The organism is Congregibacter brevis (genome assembly GCF_045689245.1).
Lineage (GTDB): Bacteria > Pseudomonadota > Gammaproteobacteria > Pseudomonadales > Halieaceae > Congregibacter > Congregibacter brevis.
This window is the reverse complement of the sequence record NZ_CP136865.1, coordinates 3,549,312-3,565,782: the sequence shown is the minus strand read 5'-3', so window position 1 is coordinate 3,565,782 and position 16,471 is coordinate 3,549,312. Positions and strand designations below refer to the sequence as shown.

The window sequence follows — 16,471 nt, the reverse complement described above, 5'->3', positions numbered from 1 at the left end:
GGCACTATGGACGAAATCACCTGTTTTAAAGCCTATGACGTTCGTGGTCAGGTTCCCGGTCAGCTGAATGAAGACATCGCTCGGCGTATTGGCTGCGCTTACGCAGAGGTCATCAAGCCGAAGAAGGTAGTCGTGGGTCACGATATCCGTCTTAGTAGTCCCGCGATAAAGGCAGCCCTTACCGACGGTCTTCTTTCTCAGGGTGTGGACGTTTACGACATCGGTCTTTGCGGTACGGAAGAAATCTACTTTGCGACGCATCACGCGGATATGGACGGCGGTATTGCCGTCACTGCAAGCCACAATCCAAAGGATTACAACGGGATGAAGTTTGTGCGCGAGGGCTCTAAGCCTATCTCGGGAGACACGGGTCTTTTCGACATCAAAGCGCTGGCAGAGAAAAATGAGTTTATAGCTGCAGACACCCGAGGAGAGCTCAAGCCTCTTAACACTGAAGAGGCCTACGTAGCGCATCTTTTGAGCTACGTGGATGTGCCAAATTTGAAGCCCCTGAAAATCGTTGTAGAAGCCGGCAATGGCGGGGCTGGGAAGGTGGTGGATCTCCTCGAGCCCCATCTGCCGTTTGAGTTCATTAAGTTGCACCATGCTCCCGATGGTAACTTCCCTAATGGCGTTCCTAACCCGATGATCGAGGAGAACCGCGAGCCGGTTATCGCAGCGGTTCGCGAGCACGGAGCAGACTTGGGTATTGCCTGGGACGGTGACTTTGACCGCTGTTTCTTTTTTGATGCTAGCGGTCGCTTCGTCGAAGGATATTACCTGGTGGGCCTCCTCGCGGAAGCGTTTCTCAAGCGTAATCCGGGGGAGCCGGTAGTGCATGACCCCCGCCTTACGTGGAACACTCGAGCGGTGGTCGATGAGCTGGGTGGCCGGGCAGTGCAGAGTAAAACAGGCCACGCTTTTATCAAGGAACGAATGCGCCTTGAGAACGCGATTTATGGCGGTGAGATGAGTGCCCATCACTATTTCCGTGATTTTGCTTACTGCGATAGCGGGATGATTCCCTGGCTTCTCGTGGCCGACCTAATCAGCGCTCGAGATCAGTCTCTTGCAGCGATGGTCCAAGAACGTATGGCGGCTTATCCCTGCAGTGGCGAGATTAACCGCTCTATCGATGATCCTGCGGAGGTTTTAGCAAGGGTGGAAGCGCAGTATGCAGAGTCCGCCGAGGCGTTTGAGACCGTTGATGGACTTAGTTTCGAATTCGCCGAGTGGCGCTTCAATCTGCGCATGTCCAACACCGAGCCTCTTGTACGGCTCAACGTAGAGTCTCGGGGAGACGTTGCGTTGATGGAAGCGAAAACTCAGGAATTACTGGCACTCATCGACGCGAACTGATCTGTGCCCGGTGCTTGGCGTACTCTAGTGTGAGCGCTCGAGGGAGAGCTTTGCGAGGCGGACCAGAGCATCCTTCGCGGGTGATTCTGGGAAATCCACCAGGGCATCAAGGGCTTTGTCGCGACACTCAATAGCTGCATGTCGTGTGTAATCGAGACTGCCGCAGTCTTTCACTGCTTGGATGATCTCCGGAAGCTTTTCTCTATCCTTCGCCTGAATAGCGTCCCGCACCATGCTGGCTTGTACCTTACTGCCCTCACGCATAACGTGAATCAGCGGCAGGGTAGGCTTACCTTCAGCAAGATCATCTCCCACGTTCTTTCCAGTGATCTCCGGGTCGCCTTCGTAGTCCAGCAAGTCATCGACAATTTGAAACGCGATACCAATATTGCGGCCGTAAACACCCAGTTGTTCCACCTTTTGAGCATCCGCTCCTGCGAGCAAGGCTGCGCCTTCACATCCGGCGGCGAATAAAGCCGCGGTCTTACGATCGATGACGTCGTAGTACTGGGCTTCACTGGTTGCCGGGTCGCCCGCACGGATAAGCTGTAATACCTCTCCTGCAGCGATAGTGTTCGTGGTGTCCGCCATCATTTTAAGTAGCTCATGGTTGCCCAGGGCGACCATGAGCTGGAATGCACGGGTGTAAAGAAAGTCCCCGACGAGTACGCTAGGCGCGTTTCCAAAGGTACTGTTGGCAGTGGGGCGGCCACGACGCAGTTCAGATACATCGACGACGTCATCATGGAGTAAGGTTGCGGTGTGGATGAACTCGACCACCGCAGCAAAGCGAACTTGTAGGTCGCTTATGCCTCCCAACGCGGCAGAAGACAACAGCGCCAGCACCGGACGGAGACGTTTTCCGCCAGCGTCAACAATGTACTGGCCGACGTTTTCGACCATTTCTACGTCAGAACGCAGCTGGTCGATAATCACAGCGTTGACCGCGTCTAGCTCTGCGCGAACGACTGCGCGGACTTCTTGCATGGTGGGTAGAACCTTGACCCCGGGAATTGGTCGCGGATGCTAGGTGTAGCCCGCGATAGTGTCAAGGATTCGAAGCTCAGGGCTTGGTCAAAAGCTGGCTCCTGCGCCTCTATGTTGCGTTAAATGCTCCTTGAGCTTGGAGTGCCTTTTGAGTACAATCTCGCGCCCCAAAGTTCTGTGATTGGCACCGTGGTGTTCAACAAAGCTTTTGGGTTGATGAGTTGTTTCGCACGCAAGAGAGAAAACTCGTTCAAATACAGATACTTGTGCCCATCCCTGCCCACTGTGAGAACAGTGTCGCCGATTGTCACTAACGCTATGAGCGTGGTCCCAAAGGCCAGCGATTCGCAGCAGACGTCGGTTTTTCGTGAATTTGCGGGAGGGCGAACAATGGAGAAGGAAGATGTACGCAGTTATAGAAAGTGGTGGCAAACAGCACCGTGTTTCCGAGGGTGAGTCCCTCAAGCTTGAAAAGATTGAAGCGGCTACCGGCGACACCATCGAATTCGATCGAGTGTTGATGGTAGGCGGCGACAATATGCAGGTAGGAACACCTTTGGTTGAGGGCGCGAAAGTAACGGCAGAAGTCGTTACCCAAGGTCGCCACGCGAAGGTGAAGATCGTCAAGTTCAATCGACGTAAGCACTACCGCAGAGAGACAGGACATCGTCAGTGGTTCACTGAAGTTCGTATCACCGGCATCAGCGCGTAAGGAGACTGACAAATGGCACACAAGAAAGCAGGCGGTAGTACTCGTAACGGTCGTGATTCAAATGCCAAGCGTCTCGGCGTAAAGCGCTTTGGTGGCGAGCAGGTTAAGGCCGGTAACATCATCGTTCGTCAGCGCGGAACGCGTTTCCACGCTGGAGAAAATGTGCGTTTGGGCAAGGACCACACTTTGTTTGCGACTATCGAAGGCAAGGTTGAGTTCATCACTCGCGGCAACAAGAATCGCAAGTTCGTACGCATCGTTGGCGCCTAAGGCGATACCGTTAGCGTAGTGAGAAGCCCCGGTTTCATCCGGGGCTTTTTTTTGTCTGTCACTTATACTCGTTCGCTTCGACCGTGCGCTGATATGACAGATGTTTTGACCGATGCTCCAGCCCGGTCCAACGCAAGATAGAATGCAACCATGAAATTCGTAGATGAAGCCAGTATTCGCGTCTTCGCCGGCAACGGTGGTAACGGCTGCCTGAGTTTCAGGCGTGAGAAATATGTAGAACGCGGTGGTCCTGACGGCGGAGATGGTGGCGACGGAGGGAGTGTGTACCTGGTTGCTGATCAGGGCCTCAATACCATGGTTGACTACCGCTTTCAGCGAGTCTACCGGGCCGAGAATGGCCAAAAGGGCCGCAGTCGCAACTGTACCGGCGCGGGTGGAGATGACCTGGAATTGCCGGTGCCTGTGGGTACCACGGTTCTTGATGAAGATAGTGGAGAAACTCTCGGGGATTTGGTGGCAGTGGGTGATCGCCTGCTGGTTGCTCAGGGTGGATTTCACGGCTTGGGAAACACGCGTTTTAAGTCTTCCGTTAATCGTGCTCCCCAGCAGACCAGCTCTGGTAGTGAGGGCGAGCAGCGTGCGCTTAAGCTTGAGCTAAACGTACTCGCTGACGTGGGCTTGTTGGGCCTGCCCAACGCCGGGAAGTCAACATTCATCCGTTCAGTATCAGCGGCGCGGCCGAGAGTGGCTGATTATCCGTTTACTACCCTGGTTCCACAGTTAGGCGTCGTCAAAGTTGATGCTCTACGAAGCTTTGTGGTCGCGGATATTCCTGGCTTGATTGAAGGTGCTTCAGACGGCGCGGGCTTGGGAATTCGGTTTCTAAAACATCTCACCCGCAATCGAATATTGCTGCATCTGGTCGACGTGGCGCCCATGGATGGCAGTGACCCCGCACAGAGCGCCGCATCCATTGTTCGCGAGCTGGAACGATTCAGCCCCACACTCGCCGCGCGAGAGCGCTGGCTCGTCTTGAATAAGACAGATCTTATTGACGACGAAACGGTGGAGGCAATTCAAGCTGAGATTATTGACACCTTGCAGTGGGAGGCGCCGGTTTACACGATTTCTGCGCTCGCTCACGACGGTACCGATCGCTTGTGTCAGGACATGATGGACTACCTCGAGCGCTGTGCCGAGGAGGAAGCCGAGGATCCGGAGTTAGTGGTCGCGGAGCGCGAAGCGCAGCATGCGATGCAAGAAGAAGCGCGTGAGCGGGTCAATCTTCTTCGGTCCCGACGCCGGGGTGAAGAAGAATCTGGTTCCGAAGATGATGACGACGACCATGATGTGGAGATTGAGTACGCGCCGTGAGCGTCGAGGCACGCCATTGGGCAGCGTCTGCGAAGCGCTGGGTTATCAAGGTTGGTAGCGCATTACTAACCGATGATGGCCGAAGTATCGATGAGGCCATTATCAAAGGGCTGGTTGCGCAGTTGGTTGAACTGCGGGAGAGGAACTGCGAGGTTCTGCTGGTAAGCAGCGGGGCCGTCGCGGCCGGTTTGTTACGTCTTGGCGCTACCGAGCGACCTACTGAGCTCCATGAGTTACAGGCCGCGGCAGCGGTGGGTCAGTCGGCGTTGCTTCGTCGTTATGAAGAGGCTTTCGCCGCCAATGGGCTGATGGTGGCGCAGATTCTTTTGGGTCACGACGACGTATTCGCAAGAGATCGCTATCTCAACGCACGCGCAGCGTTAAAGACACTGCTATCCCATGGGGTGGTACCGGTCATCAACGAGAACGATACCGTGGTGACCGATGAGATTCGGTTTGGAGACAACGACACGCTGGCTGCACTGGTAGCAAACCTTGTCGATGCTGATGTGCTGGTCCTGCTGACCGATCAAGACGGGCTTTTTGACGCAGATCCCAGGACACACCCGCAGGCGAAGCTAATTCAGCATGCTCGGGCTGATGATCCAAGCCTTGATGCCGTGGCAGGTACTGGAGGTGCTTTAGGGCGCGGCGGAATGATGACCAAACTTCGAGCAGCACGCCTGGCCGCACGCTCCGGTACAGAGACTGTGATTTTGAGTGGGCGTGAGGTAAAGCCGCTTAGCCGTCTTGCCACGGGCGAGCCTCTCGGCACTTGGCTGGAAAGTGGAAGCGCCCCTGAAAATGCCCGAAGACAGTGGTTGGCGAGTCTCGTGACTTTTCGGGGCGTTATAGAGATTGATGACGGTGCCGTTAAGGTGTTGAAAACCTCGGGTCGCAGCTTGCTTCCCGTGGGAGTTAGATCCGTGAGTGGCGAATTTTCTCGGGGTGATGTGCTCCTGTGCCGCGATCAGCAGGGCAGGGAGGTTGCCCGAGGCTTGAGCAATTACAGCGCTGAAGAGGTGGGTCAAATAAAAGGGCTGAGCTCGAAGAAAATCGCTGAGATCCTTGGTTACGGTGGTGAGCCGGAGTTGATTCATCGCGATAATTTGGTGCTGCTCTGATGTCTCCCATGCTTCTACTTGTCGCCTATGGAACAGCTCTGATCGTTTTTTCGCTGGCCGGCGGAGCTTTGACCCAGCGTGTTGTGATGACGCACACGCGAACGCAGTTGGCGATGAGCCTGGTGTCGGGCTTGATGCTGGGGGTAGCGTTCTTCCATCTCTTGCCTCACGCCGTTCTAACTCTTGGTATTGACCATGGGCTGACGACCGTGATGTCCTGGACGATGCTAGGACTCATTGTGATGCTGCTAATGCTTCGTATGCTGCATTTTCATCAACCAGAGTTCCCGACCGAAGCTCAGGCTTCGTGTGATCACGACCAAGAACACGATCATGCGCATACGCACTCCTTGGCGACGGATGAAAGCCCGAAGCCTATTGTTCCGCCCGGTGTTAGTTGGAAGGGCGTTTTGACGGGGCTAACGTTTCACACGTTTATTGACGGCATAGCTCTGGGAGCAGCACTTCTGTCAGCCTCCCATGGGCATGAGCAGCAACTTGTTGGCTTTGGTGTGTTTTTGGCCATTCTGTTACATAAACCGCTCGACGCGATGTCCATCGTCGGGCTTATGAAAGCGTCCGATACCACAGCCTCGGCGCAATCCAAGGCGAACCTGCTATTCGCCTTTGTCTGTCCTTTGGGGGCAGTTTTGTTTTATTTTTACGCCGCTCATCTCGGTACTAGTGCGGAAGTTGTCATCGCGTCAGCGCTCGCGTTCTCCGCCGGCGCTTTTGTGTGTATTGCCTTGAGTGACCTTCTGCCGGAAGTGCAGTTTCATAGCCATGACCGGGTGAAGTTAACTGCAGTCTTTTTGTTAGGGATTTTGCTGGCTTACGGAATGGCTAACTCGACACCGGACCATACGCACACGCTACCCACGGCCTTATCGTCAGGCCGCTGAACGCGCCTTCATGGCGTCGGCCATAGTCGCTGTAGGAGCCGCTGCTCCAGAAGACTTTGCGCTTAGCCAGGCACTTATGCGCTCGTTCACCAGGTCGGTCAGAAAGTCTATATGCCCATCACTGGAGTTTAAGCAGGGGATGTACTCGTAACGCTCCCCCCCGGCCTCGAGGAAGTAGTCTCGATTCTCTTCGCCAATTTCTTCTATGGTCTCGAGGCAGTCTGCGGAAAACCCCGGGCATACGACCTGTACCGAACGGATGCCGCTACCGGCCATTTCCCGAAGGGTGTGATCGGTGTAGGGCTTCAGCCACTCCTCACGCCCGAATCGCGACTGAAACGCGCTTAGGTACTCGTCTTCCGATAGCCCTAATTCTTCTGCGACCAGCCTTGTGGTCTTGTGGCAATGACAGTGATAGGGGTCGCCCTCGTCGAGATAGCGTCGGGGCTCTCCGTGATAGGAAAACAGAAGCTTCTCAGCGCGACCGTGAGCTTTCCAATGCTGTCGAATACTGTCAGCAACCGCGCTAATGTAGCCTGCTTTATCGTGGTAATTGGCAACAAACTGGAAGTCTGGAATCCAGCGCCTCTTGCTAAAGTCTTCTGCAACGGCATCAAAGGTCGACCCCCCTGTAGGGCCGCTGTATTGGGGGTAGAGTGGGAGTACCACCAGCTGACGGGCCCCACGGTCCATAAGTGACTGTAGCGCGTTAGCGATGGATGGCTGTCCGTAGCGCATAGCGAAGTCCACGATCACTTCACCGTCATGCTCCGCGTTAAGTCTTTTTTGCAGCTCTAGGGCCTGGTTACGCGTATGGATCAGCAGGGGTGAGCCTTCCTCAGTCCAGACCGTGCGATAAGCTTCAGCCGATCGCGCGGGCCGAACATTAAGAATGATGCCGTTGAGAATGAACCACCACAGCAATCTGGGAACTTCGACGACTCGAGGGTCCGAGAGAAACTGTTTCAGATAGGGGCGAAGTGCCGTTTTTTCGGGAGCCTGAGGAGTGCCCAGATTTGTAACGAGCACGCCGATACTTCCCCTCTGGGCGTGATCAAAATCTGGACTGCCTACATACTTCATTAACTCAACTCGCTTTTGCTGTAGAACGCAGCTTGACCCGCTTCGCTCGCTATTTGTGTCCGCACTGCTTACCGCTTGTCCGCGACTGAACATTGTACCGCTAAAGCTGCGTTGCCGAACGGCGCGCAGGAATAGCTACACCAGTAAGAGTTACGCAAACCTTTAACCGCTGGATTCCATCGATTCGTCGATGGTTCATCGCGTTTCGACGAATCAGCCTATCGACGGATTGCCTGTTGTCCTAACTTGAGTGCGTGGGATGGCGATGAAGGGCGCAGACCGCAAACGAATCCGGCCTCTGGCCACCTAAACAAAGTATGGAGATTGATCATGAAAACATTCAAGAAAGTTGGCATCGCAGCAGTAGTATCGGGTTTCTTTGCAGTGTCCGCACTTCAGGCTAATGCCGAAAGCACAACTGAAGTCACTGCCGATTCCGTAGGTACATCCTCGCAAGTGTCGGTGAACTACTCGGATCTGGATCTGAATTCTGCAGCTGGACAAAAAGCTCTGCACTATCGTCTCGCGACCGCCGCTGAAAAGGTGTGCGGTCACAGTGATAGCCGCCGCGCCGGCGGTGTAGCGCAAGCAGCTCGTAATGAGGATTGCTATGAGCAGTCGCTCTCTCGCGCACTGTCCAAAGTTTCCGCATCGGCTGTCGCATCTACGAACTGATCTACCTCGTTCCCGCTACCCCTGGCGGAACCCCGGGGGGCCGTACCCTGCGGCTCTCCGGATCTCTTTTTACGCGGCCGACGTTCTCGCTACTCAGCGATTGCGGTGACACAATAAAAAGAGGAACACAGTGGAGAAGAGCTAGAAACGACTCAGTTTTGAGTCGGTAAGACGGTAAGACGGTAAGACGGTAAGACGGTAAGACGGTAAGGCGGTAAATAAGGCGGCAGCTGAAAGTCAGCTGCCGCCGAAGACTTACTTCTTCTTAGCTTTAGCTGGAGCTTTTTTCTTTGCAGGCGCTTTCTTTACAACTTTCTTAGCAGCAGCCTTAGCTTTCTTCGGTGCTGCTTTTGCTTTCTTCACAACTTTCTTAGCAGCAGCCTTAGCTTTTTTCGGTGCCGCCTTAGCTTTCTTTACAACCTTCTTGGCGGCTTTCTTCGGTGCTGCTTTAACTTTCTTTGCAGCGGCCTTCTTTTTGGGTGCAGCTTTGGCTTTCTTGGGAGCTGCTTTTTTCTTTGGCGCTTCTACAGTCAGATCGACCGTGTCAGCGCTAGGTGCATTGAGACCGACTGACTTGATGCCTTTCTCCATGCTTACCGAGTTGGAGTACATCTGGCTCTTACCGATGACCTGGCCGTTAGTCGCCTTCATTACAAAATAAGGCTGCTTCTTCGTCGAGGTCTTACGCTCGTAGCTTCCATCTTTACTCGCGTTCTTCTTAACAGAAGCTATGCCCGCGGTTGCCGAACGTTTGTTGTCGTAAGTCTGGCTTGTAAATACGACTTGTCCGTTTCCTGATTTTAGATTGAAGGAAAACTTTCCAGTTTTACCTTTCTTAAGTTCAAACTTTCCTGCCATGATCACACCCCTTGTAATGATCCCTATGCCCAGTCACGTTATGTGTGCGCGAAATACTTGCCCCGCACTTGACAGCATAAGGCTTTCCGAGCCTATCGCAAGGGCTAAATCTCCATTTCCTGGGAATTAAATGGAGAGTATTTTTGGGGCTTCAGAGGGGAGGATCGCGGATTTCGCTATGAATACAGACTCGAATCAGAATGCGCGCGAGGATTCACTGGTACTTTTGTTAGCGGGAGGAAGTGCAAAACGTTTCGGTTCCGATAAGCGACGTGAAATTATAGATTCGGAAAAAATGCTTATAGAGAAGACTATTTCGCAATACCTAAATATCGGCATTGAGGTTTTGGTTTGTCTTTCATCTCGTGGTGGGGATGATTCTCTCGAGGAACATTTGCGAGAACAGTCAGTCGAATGTTTGCGATGCCGTCGCGCGAATGAAGGGATAGGAGGCACACTTGCCGAAAGCGCTGCTGCAATTGGCGATGTGTCTAAGCTGGTAATTGCCTTGGCAGACATGCCTGCGTTGTTGCCGAGAACGATTCTGACTTTGTTGGAGCATGCTGACAGTGAGCACATTGTGTACCCGGTTTACGGAGCTAGACGAGGTCACCCTGTGGTGTTCGGCGGTCGATTCCTACCGTTGATTAAATTGCTCTCAGGCGATCGCGGAGCAAGTAAGTTACTCGAGCAGAACGCTGCACAATGTGTGGCAGTGGAGGTGAATGATCCGGGGGTGCTGCTTGATGTCGATACCCCGGAAGACTTACGAAAGCTCAGAGGGCTTCTTCAGGCTCGCTCTTCTTGAGGCGTGTCAGCTTGCCTGCTCGGATGAGCGGTGGTGAACGCCGCTATTGTCTGGCAGCGTTGATCGAGGGCGACGATCTGAGGGAAGGCACTAAGGTCGACCTTAAAGCGATAGGCGTTGTACACCTGCGGTATCAGAAACACTTCTAGCATTCCCGGATGTCCACCCATGGAAAACCCAGATTTGAAACTGCCCACAGTTTCTTCAATGGTGCTAAAGCCTCGATGGATCCAGTGCGCGTACCAATCGTCGACCTGATTTTGTTCGATGGCCAATGTCTCGCCCAGATAACGTAGCACTCGGAGGTTGTTTAGCGGATGTATATCGCAGGCGATGTGCTGGCAGAGGGCGCGCGTGCGCGTCTTGGCGAGCAGCTCTTGGGGATAAAGTGGAGGATTAGGGTAGGCTTCTTCCAGCCATTCTAGGATCGCGCTCGATTGAGCCAGGACTTCGCCAGAATCCAGTTTGAGTGCCGGAACCAAGCCTTGAGGATTTTCTGCGAGGAACTCCTCCCCACGCTGCTGGCCCATGACTAGATTTACCGGACTTGTTTCGTGCTCTAGCTCCTTTAATCCCAGAGCGATTCTTACGCGGTACGCGGCTGTCGAGCGAAAGTAGCTGTAGAGCTTCATGAGCTAGTCTCGACTGGGCTGGTAGCGCACCACCTGCTGATCGATTGCACCGAATATTGAACTTCCCGCGGCGTCCAACATCTCAATGTGTATACGGTCACCAAAACTCATGAACGGTGTGCTGGGCTTGCCGTCTCGAATGGTTTCAAGACAACGAATTTCTGCCAGGCAGCAGGATCCGTCTTTAGATCCCACATTAGAGACAGTTCCGGATCCAATGACAGCTCCGCTCATAAGTGAGCGAGTTTTTGCGCAGTGGGCTATGAGCGTCGGAAAATCAAAAGTCATGTCCTGGCCCGCATTCGGCGCTCCCACTAATTCGCCGTTATAGGTTGCGCGAAGAGGAAGGTGGAGACGCGCACCGTCCCAGGCTGATCCAAGTTCGTTGGGTGTAACCAGCACGGGTGAAAAGGCAGTCCACGGTTTAGATTGGTAAAAGCCAAACTGCTTTGCTAACTCTCCGGGAATCAGGTTTCTCAGAGAAACATCATTGACTAGGCCCAGAAGTTTGATGTGATTCGCAGCCTTCTCGACTGTTGTGCCAGCGGGCACGTCGTCAGTAATCACAACGACTTCTCCCTCGAAATCGATACCCCAATCTTCACTTTCAGCCTCAACGGGATCCTCGGGCCCGATAAAGGCATCGGAGGCGCCCATGTACACGAGTGGGTCCTCCCAGAAGGAGGCGGGGAGCTCTGCACCGCGGGCCTTTCTTACCAGTTCAACGTGGGTTACGTAGGCACTGCCATCGGCCCAGTGAAAGCTTCTAGGTAGCGGTGCTGCGCAACGGCTGGTATCGAAGGGCTCCGCGCCGCTGTGCTTGCCTTCGCAGAGAAGTGTGTACTGCTCTTCCAGTTTTGCTGCGACGCTATCCCAGTGATCCAGCGCTGCCTGCATTGTAGATGCGATGTCGGTTGCGGGGCAGCAAGTCGTAAGTGTGTGGTCAACGATCATCAAAGTACCGTCGCGACCGGATTTGTAAGAGGCGAGTTTCATGAGCGAATTCCTTGATTCCGTACAGGCGTTTAGGCGCCCTGGCTGCGCCAGGAGTTAACGTAGTCGGGCTTTTCGACGCTTTGCGCGATGCCTTGAATGCTAAGGGCGCGACGCGTGTCTATCATTACCGCCACTTCGTCGGTTTCTTTGGCAGGGTCAGTTTGCGACTTCGCAAGAGCTTTCGGGTGCGGGCCATGCGCAAAGCCGCAGGGGTGATAAGTGATCATGCCCGCTTCGATGTTGTCGCGACTGAAAAAGTTTCCGCGGTGATAGAAGAGCACCTCATCGTAATCATCATTGTTGTGATAGAACGGGACTTTTAGTGCGCCAGGGTCTGTTTCGATTGGCCTCGGGCAAAAGGTACACACCACGAAGCTGCCCCCGACGAATGTTGTGTGGGCGGAGGGCGGTAGGTGGTATCGATGGCTCATCACCGGTCGTATGTCTCGCCAGTTCAAGCGAAGGACGGTGTTGTTCCCGTGCCAGCCTACTGCGTCCAGTGGATTGAAGGGGAAAGTGACTATACTGACTTCATCGTGGCGCTTGATGTGTACTTCCCACTCATCCTCGCTGTGCTGGGCGAGAAATGCGTCATTGATGTGGGGGTGTTCGAGTACCGCTGGGTCAAAGACAGCATGAGGGCCCAGCATTCCGCGATCGGGTAACTGGTAGGCGCCGTCACGATCTTCGATGATCAAACAATCCACGGGCTCAGCTGGCTCTATGCGCCATGCTGTGCCGCGGGGGATTACCAGATAGTCTCCATCCCGAAAATCAATTTGTCCGTAGTCGCAGTAGAGCGAGCCGTTGCCATTGTGGATAAACAACAAGTCATCACCATCGCTATTGCGAACCAAGTGGGTCATGGCGCTAGCGCAACGCCAGAATTTTAAAGTCACATCGTTGTTGCTTAGTAAGGCTTGTTGAGCGAAGGGGGACTCGCTTAAGGAATCCAGCTGCGTGAGATCAAAGGCATAGGGGCGCAGGGGGCCTTTCCAGTCAATCCATCCGGTTGGTGGATGTTTGTGGTGGATATGACTTGCCGGACCAAAAAAACCCTCGCGACCCATTTCTCGTTCATAGGTTTCTTCGGGAAGATCGCAATGCGCCTGTCGCGAATGCTGCCCTTCGCGAATCGCATGGGGAAACCACTGCCGACTCATGATTAGTATTCCTTTGCTCTTGACAGGGCAGTAGCATACTAGTTTCATATGAAACTATCTAGCGCATGGAAGTGGTATGAAAAAGTTCTTTCAGCTCGAGGGTTTTTTGCCCTACCGATTTGATCGTCTCGCCAAACACATCAGTGTTTCCTTTGCGGAGGTGTATCGACGTCGTTTTAACATTACTGTGCCGCAGTGGCGCATTCTGGCGTTGCTGCACGAAACACCGCATCTCAGCAGTAAAGCTATCGCGCAGCAGGGTAATCTCGACAAAGTCATGGTGTCCCGGGCGGTCGCAGATCTTGAGGCACGGGGTTTGCTCAAGCGCTACTTGAGCTCGGGCGACGGGAGAGTCAATGAGCTTTGCTTGACGCTGGAGGGGACAAGACTGTTTGAGTCTATTGCACCGCTGGCTCTACGTTGGGAGGAGGACTTTTTGGGAGTGCTAGAAGACGAGGACCGTCGAGATCTCGTGAGAATCCTGCAAAGGCTTGAGGAGCACGCGAAGATGTCGGTCGAGATGAAGGCAGTTATGGGAGGAGCCACACGGTGAGCGCTAATGCTGTGAGTCAGCAACAGATTGTGGCCAGCTTGCCAGCGCATCTGCGCCCTTTTGTCACGGTGCAGAACCCTGAGAGTCAGTACACGCCGCGCGATCATGCGGTATGGCGGTTTCTCATGGCTGCCTTAACGCGCGGCCTTGCTGAGACTGCCCATCCTGTTTATCTCGAGGGCTTGGTAAGAACGGGTATAGCGCTTGACCACATACCGTCCATCGACGAAATGAACGCTTGCTTGGCGAAGCTGGGATGGCGCGCTGTGGTCGTAGATGGCTTCATTCCACCAGCCATCTTTATGGAATTTCAGGCGCTAAAAGTCCTGGTGATAGCCCTTGAAATGCGCAGTGTCGAGCATCTCCTTTATACGCCGGCTCCCGATATTCTTCACGAATCTGCTGGGCATGCCCCCTTTCTTATCGACGTTGATTATGCAGAATTCCTGCAGCGATTCGGTGAAGTCGGTATGGAGGCGATCGCCAACGAGCACGATCACGAATTGTATGAAGCGATACGGGAGCTATCTATTCTCAAGGAGAGCCCCGCGAGTCAGGTCGAAGAAGTCGCTGCGGCGGAAGCGCGACTCGCGGCCCTCGCTGCCAGCGAGCAGGAACCTTCGGAAGCCGCGTTACTGACGCGCTTGCATTGGTGGACCGTGGAGTATGGCCTCGTGGGCGAGTTGGAAGACTACCGTCTGTTTGGCGCAGGCCTCCTTTCCTCCTTAGGCGAAAGTCAGAGTTGTAGAGACGATGACGTAGTGCAAAAGCTGCCGCTCACGGTGAATGCCGTGAATACCGCCTATGACATAACGACCACGCAGCCTCAGCTATTCGTGACGCGCAGCTGCCGGCATATGAGCCAGATTCTCGAGGAGTTCGCGGCGAACATGGCTTCACGTCGCGGCGGTGCCGAGTCCCTTCGCAAAGCCATCGACGCCAAGGTGGTCTGTAGTGCCGTATATGACTCTGGTGTGCAGGTCAGTGGTGTGTTGTCAGACATGATCTGCGACGCGGCAGGCAATGTGAACTACTTGCAGACCAGGGGGCCGACGCAGCTATCCTACAAAGGGAAGGAGCTGTACGGACACGGAATCCAAAGTCATAAAGATGGCTTTGGCTCTCCCGTTGGGCTTCTTAAGGAATTCAGCCGCTGTCTTTCCGAGTACACCATAGATGAGCTAAAAGCCCACCAGATTGTTGTAGGAGAAGCGGTGCAGCTCGAGTTTCTGTCGGGTATCAACGTACGCGGCCATCTTGAAAGTGTGCTGCGCCAGGATCATCGCAATCTCATCTTGAGCTTTAGCGACTGCACCGTTACCGCGCTGGATGGACAAGTGCTTTTTGAACCCGCGTGGGGTCGCTACGACATGGCCGTCGGGGGCCGTATCGTTAGTGTCTTTGGAGGGGTGGCGGATCGAGAGAGTTATCAGCTGTACAAGCCATTACCCCGCACGGCAACTCCCGCAGAGGAATCTGATGAGAGGCTTATGAACGCCTATGCCCTGCTGCAGCTGTGCGCAAGTGATTGCGAAGGAAAGGCATGGGGCGATGACACGCTAAGCGAAGTTATAGGCTGCCTAAATGATTACCCCAAGGAATGGCTGCTTCGCGCTGAAGTGCTTAGGCTTGGCGTGGGTAGTGTTAACGGAGATCTTTGGGATAGAGCGCGACGCGAGCTCGATGCTCTCGTGATCGAGCGTCAGCATCGCCGAGCCCTGGGATTGGTTTTCCCTGAGGTTTTTTGATACCCGGTATAGCTCAGCTCTTGTTGGATTGAGTGACACTCAGTATTATCAAGTGGTACTCAATTTGCGGCTTTTTCACTGAGGTATGCCCTATGTCCCTTGATTTCGACAGCGCTCGCTTGCCCAACCCGCATCTGCGGTCAGAGCACGAAGAGTGGCGAACGCATCTCCGTCGCTTCATCGACACTGAAATCGCACCTTTCGCTGAAGCCTGGGATGAGGCGGGGGAGATACCCATGGATCTTTGGCCGAAGGCAGCAGCTGTCGGTCTCCTGGGATTGGGATACCCCGAAGCCTACGGTGGTACTTCCCAAGGAATAGATTCCTGGCACAACTGGATCTGCAGTGAGGAGATGAACCGTTTTGGTGTGGGGGGCGTGCAGGCGTCTCTGTTGGTGCACGGCATAGGTTTGCCCCCGGTTATCAATTGGGGCTCGGAAGCCATGAAGCAGGCGATTGCTCCGCCGGTTCTGGCTGGTGAAAAGCACATATCTCTGGGTATCACAGAACCCGGGGGCGGCTCTGATGTGGCCCGCTTACAAACCACCGCTGTTCGCGATGGCGACCATTACATTGTCAATGGTTCTAAGACTTACATTACCGGTGGTATGCGAGCGAATTGGGTGTCGACTGCAGTGCGCACCGGCGGCGAAGGGGCTGGTGGGGTCTCTATGTTACTGATCCCTACAGACGCTGAGGGGTTTTCCCGGACTGCTTTGGATCGTAAGCAGGGCTGGTGGGCCTCAGATACCGCTACTCTGTATTTTGATAACGTCCGGGTGCCTGTTGAAAATCTTATTGGCGAAGAAAATCGCGGCTTCCTCGTGATCATGACAAATTTCAATGGCGAACGAATGGGAATGGCCAGCTCTATGGAGGCTCAGGGTCGTGTGTGTCTGGAGGAGGCCGCGAACTGGGCGCGGGAGCGCAATACTTTTGGTAAGCGACTTGCGGATCATCAGGTGATACGTCATAAGTTTGCCCAGATGAAGCAAAAGCTGAACGCCACTCAAGCGTACATTCGGACCTGCTACGAAAGCATCGAGAATGGCAACCCGAATCCCGGTGATATTGCATTGCTAAAGGTGCAAGCGAGCGAGACTCTCGAGTTTTGCGCGCGCGAGGCAATGCAAATTTTGGGAGGCACGGGATACATGCGTGGCAATCGAGTAGAGCGAATTTATCGGGAGGTGCGGGTGAACGCTATCGGTGGCGGATCTGAAGAGATCATGCGCGACTTAGCAGCGCGGCAGTACGGACTATGAC

At 54.2% G+C, this 16,471-nt stretch carries 17 protein-coding genes; 11 read left to right on the top strand and 6 right to left on the bottom strand.

What is annotated here, in order from left to right:
• Positions 1 to 6 precede the first annotated feature (6 nt).
• Positions 7 to 1,359, top strand: a complete 1,353-nt coding sequence (locus tag R0137_RS15825; protein WP_407327363.1) for a phosphomannomutase — start codon at positions 7 to 9, stop codon at positions 1,357 to 1,359.
• Positions 1,360 to 1,383: 24 nt separating this feature from the next.
• On the opposite strand, the gene R0137_RS15820 is transcribed toward R0137_RS15825, so the two are convergent.
• Positions 1,384 to 2,346, bottom strand: a complete 963-nt coding sequence (locus R0137_RS15820) for a polyprenyl synthetase family protein (protein WP_407327362.1) — start codon at positions 2,344 to 2,346, stop codon at positions 1,384 to 1,386.
• Between the two features lie 403 nt (positions 2,347 to 2,749).
• On the opposite strand from R0137_RS15820, the gene rplU reads away from it, so the two are divergent.
• The 5 genes from rplU (at position 2,750) to R0137_RS15795 (ending at position 6,689) form a co-directional block, all read left to right on the top strand.
• The gene (gene rplU, locus R0137_RS15815; protein ID WP_407327361.1) at positions 2,750 to 3,058 is read left to right on the top strand and encodes a 50S ribosomal protein L21; all 309 of its coding nucleotides are present in this window, start codon (positions 2,750 to 2,752) and stop codon (positions 3,056 to 3,058) included.
• Positions 3,059 to 3,070: 12 nt separating this feature from the next.
• Positions 3,071 to 3,328, top strand: a complete 258-nt coding sequence (gene rpmA / locus R0137_RS15810) for a 50S ribosomal protein L27 (protein ID WP_405273229.1) — start codon at positions 3,071 to 3,073, stop codon at positions 3,326 to 3,328.
• Between the two features lie 150 nt (positions 3,329 to 3,478).
• Positions 3,479 to 4,663, top strand: coding sequence for an Obg family GTPase CgtA (gene cgtA / locus R0137_RS15805; RefSeq protein WP_407327360.1), 1,185 nt, complete (start codon positions 3,479 to 3,481; stop codon positions 4,661 to 4,663).
• Positions 4,660 to 5,787 carry a glutamate 5-kinase gene (proB, locus tag R0137_RS15800; protein ID WP_407327359.1) on the top strand — a complete coding sequence of 376 codons (1,128 nt, stop codon included), beginning with the start codon at positions 4,660 to 4,662 and terminating at the stop codon, positions 5,785 to 5,787. The genes cgtA and proB overlap by 4 nt, the downstream gene beginning before the upstream one ends.
• The gene (locus R0137_RS15795; protein ID WP_407327358.1) at positions 5,787 to 6,689 is read left to right on the top strand and encodes a ZIP family metal transporter; all 903 of its coding nucleotides are present in this window, start codon (positions 5,787 to 5,789) and stop codon (positions 6,687 to 6,689) included. Before proB ends, R0137_RS15795 begins: the two co-directional genes overlap by 1 nt.
• On the opposite strand, the gene hemH is transcribed toward R0137_RS15795, so the two are convergent.
• The gene (gene hemH / locus R0137_RS15790; RefSeq protein WP_407327357.1) at positions 6,678 to 7,772 is read right to left on the bottom strand and encodes a ferrochelatase; all 1,095 of its coding nucleotides are present in this window, start codon (positions 7,770 to 7,772) and stop codon (positions 6,678 to 6,680) included. The genes R0137_RS15795 and hemH overlap by 12 nt on opposite strands.
• Before the next feature lie 330 nt (positions 7,773 to 8,102).
• Here hemH and R0137_RS15785 point away from each other — a divergent pair, with 330 nt between their 5' ends.
• Positions 8,103 to 8,447 (top strand): UrcA family protein, encoded by a 345-nt coding sequence (locus R0137_RS15785; protein ID WP_407327356.1) that lies wholly within the window; start codon positions 8,103 to 8,105, stop codon positions 8,445 to 8,447.
• A 255-nt stretch (positions 8,448 to 8,702) separates the two neighbouring features.
• Here the strand turns inward: R0137_RS15785 and R0137_RS15780 are convergent, their stop codons facing one another.
• Complete coding sequence (locus tag R0137_RS15780; protein WP_407327355.1) at positions 8,703 to 9,305, bottom strand: YegP family protein; 603 nt, start codon at positions 9,303 to 9,305, stop codon at positions 8,703 to 8,705.
• 178 nt (positions 9,306 to 9,483) lie between these two features.
• On the opposite strand from R0137_RS15780, the gene R0137_RS15775 reads away from it, so the two are divergent.
• Positions 9,484 to 10,113 (top strand): NTP transferase domain-containing protein, encoded by a 630-nt coding sequence (locus tag R0137_RS15775; protein WP_407327354.1) that lies wholly within the window; start codon positions 9,484 to 9,486, stop codon positions 10,111 to 10,113.
• Here R0137_RS15775 and maiA read toward each other — a convergent pair.
• The 3 genes from maiA to R0137_RS15760 are packed head-to-tail and all read right to left on the bottom strand — an operon-like array spanning position 10,095 to position 12,904.
• A complete protein-coding gene (maiA, locus tag R0137_RS15770; protein WP_407327353.1) occupies positions 10,095 to 10,745 on the bottom strand; it encodes a maleylacetoacetate isomerase in 651 nt (216 codons plus the stop codon). The genes R0137_RS15775 and maiA overlap by 19 nt on opposite strands.
• A 3-nt stretch (positions 10,746 to 10,748) precedes the next feature.
• The gene (locus tag R0137_RS15765; protein WP_407327352.1) at positions 10,749 to 11,741 is read right to left on the bottom strand and encodes a fumarylacetoacetate hydrolase family protein; all 993 of its coding nucleotides are present in this window, start codon (positions 11,739 to 11,741) and stop codon (positions 10,749 to 10,751) included.
• A 29-nt stretch (positions 11,742 to 11,770) separates the two neighbouring features.
• Positions 11,771 to 12,904 carry a homogentisate 1,2-dioxygenase gene (locus R0137_RS15760; protein WP_407327351.1) on the bottom strand — a complete coding sequence of 378 codons (1,134 nt, stop codon included), beginning with the start codon at positions 12,902 to 12,904 and terminating at the stop codon, positions 11,771 to 11,773.
• Positions 12,905 to 12,980: 76 nt separating this feature from the next.
• Between R0137_RS15760 and R0137_RS15755 the strand changes: the two genes are divergently transcribed.
• The 3 genes from R0137_RS15755 to R0137_RS15745 all read left to right on the top strand — a co-directional run bounded on the left by R0137_RS15755 (position 12,981) and on the right by R0137_RS15745 (position 16,470).
• Positions 12,981 to 13,457, top strand: coding sequence for a MarR family winged helix-turn-helix transcriptional regulator (locus R0137_RS15755; protein ID WP_407327349.1), 477 nt, complete (start codon positions 12,981 to 12,983; stop codon positions 13,455 to 13,457).
• Positions 13,454 to 15,205 (top strand): aromatic amino acid hydroxylase, encoded by a 1,752-nt coding sequence (locus tag R0137_RS15750; RefSeq protein ID WP_407327348.1) that lies wholly within the window; start codon positions 13,454 to 13,456, stop codon positions 15,203 to 15,205. Before R0137_RS15755 ends, R0137_RS15750 begins: the two co-directional genes overlap by 4 nt.
• A 92-nt stretch (positions 15,206 to 15,297) precedes the next feature.
• Positions 15,298 to 16,470: an acyl-CoA dehydrogenase family protein gene (locus tag R0137_RS15745; protein WP_407327347.1), complete on the top strand. Its 1,173-nt coding sequence runs from the start codon at positions 15,298 to 15,300 to the stop codon at positions 16,468 to 16,470.
• The last annotated feature ends 1 nt before the right edge of the window (position 16,471 follow it).